The organism is Roseovarius sp. A-2 (genome assembly GCF_002072155.1).
Taxonomy (GTDB): Bacteria; Pseudomonadota; Alphaproteobacteria; order Rhodobacterales; family Rhodobacteraceae; genus Roseovarius.
In genome coordinates this window covers 1-5,068 of the sequence record NZ_BDIY01000060.1, presented here as the reverse complement: position 1 = coordinate 5,068, position 5,068 = coordinate 1, and the positions used below count along the sequence as shown (strand labels likewise).

The following is a 5,068-nucleotide window of genomic DNA, read 5'->3' as shown; positions in this document are numbered from 1 at the left end:
TAAGAGTCCAGAGTTTGAGCAAGAGCCCAGTCCACCGGTTAAGTGGAAACTTCCTCGACGAGAGGGCCGATTTCAGTCGAATCCACCCATGAAACTAAAACGACAGCAACATGTCGCGAACCCTATCCATTCATGTCCGATAATGCAAACTTATTGGACATAACTATCTGCGCCAAGGTGGAGCGGTTATCGTTCAATTATCTGGCAGAAAGCGCCGTGGTGAGTTAGGCTTCACGAATGACATTTGCCCGACCGGATCACTCCATCGACCTAGACACATTACCCCGGATACCCTCGTGGGTCACCGCCGCGCGTGCGGAAACCTTTGAAGATGTTGCGTTTTTGTCGGGGGCTGTGCTGAGCCACCTGCATCTAGTGCTGAGCCGCGATGACGTACCCCAAGCCTTGTTGCGGGAGCGGCTGGCGTTGCGCGCGGCGGAGGCCTGTGTTGCGTTCTCTGGACGCCCCGAGCGGGCAGGGGAGCTGCGCGATGCGGTGCATTTGCTGCACCCCGACGATCTGCCCGGACCGGCCGGTGAAACCTACCTGGCCTGGCGGCGCGCGGTGGAGCGATCGGTGTCGATCAAGGCTCTGGGCCGAGCCTTGCCGGCCTTCGAGCCGGGCCAGATCGAGACGTGGCTCGATGCGGGGAACGGGGCGCCGGTGACCCGTGCTGCGATGGTGCTGGAGGCGGTGCTGACGGATGCGCCGCGTGCCGAAGTGCCGGCGCTCGTCCTCGCGGACGCCGCCCTTGCCCAGGGACTCGGTCGGGACCCTCTCGTGCCGCTGCTGGCCTCGGGCCTGAAACGGCACGACCTGCGCAAGCAAGGCGATGACCTTCGCTTGGCCTGTCATCGCGCGCTCATCTCATCGGCGGTCGAGGCCGTACGTCTCGCCGCCGACCTTGCGCGTCGGGCGGCGCACCTGAAGGCGGTTGCGCCGAAGCTTCGCGCCAAGGGCGCGGGCGACGCAGTCGAGATGTTCCTGACCCGCGATGCTGTTGCTCCTTCGGCGCTACCCCTGCCGGGCCGTGCCGCGCGGCGACTCTGCGACCGGCTGGTCGAGCTCGGCGCGGTACGCGAGATGACCGGGCGCGACACCTTCCGGCTTTACGGGGTGTAGCGATGGCCAAGGATCGCCCTGAGCCAGAGCTTGACCGCGAGTTGCCCGACTTGCCGCCGGAGCTGCGCTGGCGAGAATGGATGCGGCGGATCGAGGCCGTGCTGTTTGCCAGCGCCGCGCCGGTGCCGCGCGCGGATCTGGCGAAGGTCGTGGGGCAGGTGGCATCGGTCGACCTTCTGGTCGAGGACTTGGCCGCCGATCTGGAGGGGCGGTCCTTCGAGGTGGCGCGGGTCGCGGACGGCTGGATATTCCGGACACGGCCCGCCTATGCGCCCGCGATCTGCGCGGCGGCGGATGTCGGGGATCAACTGCAGGATGTGAGCGAGTTCGACGTCGCGGTGCTGGCCGCCATCGCCTACCACCAGCCTATAACCCGCAACGGGCTGAAGGATATCTTCGGCAAGGATATCAGCCGTGACCTGATCGGGCGGCTCTCAGTGCACGGCTTGATCGCCACCGGCCCCCGCGCGCCCCGACGCGGCGCGCCCTATACCTTTGTGACGACCGAACAGTTCCTCGTGGCGTTCGGTCTGGAAAGCCTGCGCGAACTTCCCGATCAGGAGCAGCTGGAGGATGCAGGCGTGGTTGGTTTAGCTGACCCTAGTACATCGTAAATTGACCGCGTGCCCGCTGCACACCCCATAGAGCTTGGATATCTAATAGAAGCATCTATTCGCTGTCGCCGTTGACCTGCTTCTCTTTGTCATCGAACCCCCACCGGCTCGCGCTCCCCGCGCGGGATCGAGAAGGGACACCCCTCTCGACGCTATCCCCGGCGGACAGTCCGTGCAGGGCCGCGCGCGCCGGATGACGCGCGGCCCTGCACCGCCTGCCCGAATAGGGCGTGGGTCCCGTGTCGGTTCAACGGATCAAGGAGATCGACAATGCCCATCCCCGATACAGTACATCCCGCCAATCGGGACTGGAAAGCCAGCCTCACACCCGGACATGTTGTCCGCTTTCGCTTTCCGGTCGTAGCGGAAGCCGGCCACCAGCCGGTCGCAAAGCGCCGGCCCTGCCTCGTGCTTGAAGTCTTCCACCTGTCCGGCCAGCGTTTCGCCAAACTGGCCTACGGCACATCGGCCGAAACGAGGGCGAACAGGGGTTGCGAGGTCCGCGTCAATCAACCGGATGGATGCGCCGCCGCAGGTCTTGATCGGCCAACGCGCTTCGTCGGCGCCCGGTCGATCATCGTTAGTGTCGAGAATCCAAGCTTCGAACATGTATCAGAGACCGGCTCTCCCGTGATGGGGCGGCTCGACGCGTCCCTAACTGGGCGGCTGACCGTCATACGGAAGCGGCTGCGTCTCGGCGCCACGCGGGCCAAGAACCGTAGCACAGAGCGAAAAGCGCAACGGACAAGAACGGCCAATGGCTAAGCATGATCCATGTAAGCCGAAAGAGCCATCTTCGGCATGAGCCGTATCACCTTGTTCAGCAGGCTTGTCAGCAAGCCCGACCGTGATTGGAAGCGTCGGCGCGTCCATCCGGACCCTGAGCTGCGCCTCGGCGCGGTCCGCGGTTTCCTTTGTGGAACCGCGGCCCGCGCGGCGCCACATCTCAAGCAAAATGAAGGAGACTACATGCCTGGTTTGCCACTTAAAGACTACGACGATGTCGAAGGCATCGCGATTGATGCCTTTGCTTTATCCAGGGACTGCGTGACGGGCCTGCGGGTCGATGTCCTGCCCAATCTGGCGCCTCGCGAACGCCCGCGGGTGGAGAGCCTGCTGGCCGACATCGAGGCGCGGCAGATCTTCGAGCAGAAGACCATCAACCTGTTGGAGGGCGTCATCGAGACGATTTCGCAGCGGATCCTCGATGGTACCGATGAGGTCGAGGGCTTCGTCGCGGATGAATGCCATGTCGACGGTGGGGCCGTGGATAGCAAGCGCCTGCGTACCGAGGTGGCCAACGACCTGGCACGCGCCCTGCCCCTCCTGCTGGGTCTGCGCGACAACGTCTACGCGGCACACGACGCAATGCACGCGATCCACGCCGTCGACAAGCTGCGCGCGGCGCACAACCGATCCGGATCGTAGCCCTCGGGCTACGTCAGGTGGGCGCGTCGCTTTTCACGCTCCTGTTGCTGTCACCAACAGCGCGCCAATCGAAGGACGCCCGCGCGGATTCCGCGCGGGCGTCTCAAATCGCCGATCTGCCCGAGGCACCGGGATCACGCGCTCCAACTGCAGACCAAGTAGCCATGCTGACGTATCAAAATCCTAAAATCCTTCATGATGCAGAGATAGCTCGGCAGAAATTCCCTCCATGGAGTATTGAGGGCATCGCGATCTTCGAGATTGTCCGGCAGCGTCTGGGGAATTGAATCTTTGGACAGACCCTCTGCATGGAAATCGGCTTTGATGCGCTTTTCCATTCGGTCAATCATCGGCAGCGAGATTTTGAAATCCGAGTAGTTTGGATAAATTGGCTCGGGCTCAGGCGTACACATCAACTCGAAAAATTCGCTGTGATTGCGCAGGTATAAAACATGTTCGTCACTGCCTTGCACCCCAATGTAGACATCAAGCCCCATGAAACGTTCTCCTTTACTGGTTGTGGCGCGCCGGAATTGGCACTTACACGGGACATAACTCTGAACCGAGAGACACGGAAACCGATGCGCCACATTTTCTTTAAGCATCCGCCGAGGGCCGCCGTAGCGCGACTGACCTGCCTCGGGAGTCACAAGGCCCTGGGCATCCTGTTTCCGGTCGAGGCCGAGGCGATGACCTGGCTCAAGGGGCCGCATCGCGGCGGCCCCGGAAAAGGAGCGGATATCGAGCCGGTGCGCGAGACGGGCCTCGTCTTTGCAGCTTGAAACGGGGCGACCGGACGTGTCTGCGGGTTAGTCTTCTTTCTCGTGCGCCGTGTTTTGCGCGTGAAATTTGAAATCCCTGCGTCCGGGGCCTTTCTCCACGAAAAGACGTGGAGAAGCCAATGCGCCCTTCGAAAAACCGAGGACTTGATGACCTTCAGCTGCTCAGCCGCAAGCAGCTGATCCAACGATGGCAATGCGGAAGTGATGCGTTATTCTGGCGCGCGGAGCGCGACGGCCTGCTTGTGCCACATCGCGACGGGCGTCGAACGGGCTATGTGGAAGGCGACGTGTTCGCATTCGAAGGCGGGCAGCCGCCGAAGGGCCTGCTCGAGGCGTATCGTGCAGATCTCATGACACCGGACGACGTCGCGGCGCGTTGTCCACTGACACGGAATACGATCCTTGATCGCGCCCGGACGGGTGTGTTGCCAGCCCGACGGATCGGCGTAGCCTGGCGATTTGTTCCCGAGGAAGTTTCCCGTTGGCTCAAAGCATGGCCGTAAATACCGAAGACAAAAAAGCAACAATAAAAATCAGCGGCTTATCCCGCCTTCTGCGATCTCGGCTTCCGGGTCTTCGTGATCAATCCCCTATCATCAATGTCTGCAACAGCGGAGTGGCTCGCCAACGGCAGGCCCGCCGAACCGGCTGTCCACGCAGGGGCACATGACCCCAGCTCTTTACATTTTGTGGTGCTGACGAGCGCGTTCAGCTTGTGGCCGACGCGGAGTTGCCTTTCCCGATACTGCGGTTGCTCGTTGGCACCTCAAACCGTCCCCCGGACGGTTTGTCGCGGTCCGCGAACCGGTGCGCAACCCTTCAGATACTTCTTGATCGTCGTCCGTGAAATCCCAGTCTCGCGTGCCACAGCCCGGATGCTGAGGCCGTCGCTCAAGATTGAGCCACGGATCTTCATTGCCGTTTCCATCAGTAACACCTGCTCTTCCTCCGTGCCAAAGCGCACGGATATCAACAATGCAGGTGGGTCAATTTTAGGCTCTGACGCAGATTTGGTGCAGTTCTGGCATAGCTAACGCTATATTTCGGCCATCTTTCGCGGAGGTTGCCGATGGCGTTGCACTTTTCACGGCGGGATTTTCTACCCGCAGGTCTCAAGGCCGA

At 61.8% G+C, this 5,068-nt stretch carries 7 protein-coding genes and 1 pseudogene; 6 read left to right on the top strand and 2 right to left on the bottom strand.

The features are described 5' to 3' along the window. Nucleotides 1-237 precede the first annotated feature (237 nt). The 4 genes from BHD06_RS22325 (at nt 238) to BHD06_RS22310 (ending at nt 3,164) form a co-directional block, all read left to right on the top strand. Entirely contained in the window at nt 238-1,122 is an 885-nt protein-coding gene (locus BHD06_RS22325) for a DUF1403 family protein (protein WP_080459146.1), read from the top strand. Between the two features lie 2 nt (nt 1,123-1,124). Further along, on the top strand, nt 1,125-1,736 hold the full coding sequence (locus BHD06_RS22320) for an SMC-Scp complex subunit ScpB (protein WP_080459145.1): 612 nt from the start codon (nt 1,125-1,127) through the stop codon (nt 1,734-1,736). 270 nt (nt 1,737-2,006) lie between these two features. Further along, entirely contained in the window at nt 2,007-2,501 is a 495-nt protein-coding gene (locus BHD06_RS23430; RefSeq protein ID WP_139784858.1) for a hypothetical protein, read from the top strand. Between the two features lie 36 nt (nt 2,502-2,537). Then, the gene (locus BHD06_RS22310; RefSeq protein WP_080459143.1) at nt 2,538-3,164 is read left to right on the top strand and encodes a hypothetical protein; all 627 of its coding nucleotides are present in this window, start codon (nt 2,538-2,540) and stop codon (nt 3,162-3,164) included. A gap of 134 nt (nt 3,165-3,298) precedes the next feature. Here BHD06_RS22310 and BHD06_RS22305 read toward each other — a convergent pair whose 3' ends face one another. Further along, nucleotides 3,299-3,661 carry a hypothetical protein gene (locus BHD06_RS22305; protein ID WP_080459142.1) on the bottom strand — a complete coding sequence of 121 codons (363 nt, stop codon included), beginning with the start codon at nt 3,659-3,661 and terminating at the stop codon, nt 3,299-3,301. Nucleotides 3,662-3,745: 84 nt separating this feature from the next. Here BHD06_RS22305 and BHD06_RS22300 point away from each other — a divergent pair, with 84 nt between their 5' ends. After that, nucleotides 3,746-3,946, top strand: a complete 201-nt coding sequence (locus BHD06_RS22300; protein WP_080459141.1) for a hypothetical protein — start codon at nt 3,746-3,748, stop codon at nt 3,944-3,946. A gap of 119 nt (nt 3,947-4,065) precedes the next feature. Then, the gene (locus tag BHD06_RS22295) at nt 4,066-4,449 is read left to right on the top strand and encodes a helix-turn-helix domain-containing protein (protein ID WP_080459140.1); all 384 of its coding nucleotides are present in this window, start codon (nt 4,066-4,068) and stop codon (nt 4,447-4,449) included. Nucleotides 4,450-4,736: 287 nt separating this feature from the next. On the opposite strand, the pseudogene BHD06_RS24875 reads toward BHD06_RS22295, so the two are convergent. Further along, nucleotides 4,737-4,874 (bottom strand): annotated as a pseudogene (locus BHD06_RS24875) (helix-turn-helix domain-containing protein); the annotation flags it as partial. Nucleotides 4,875-5,068 lie beyond the last annotated feature (194 nt).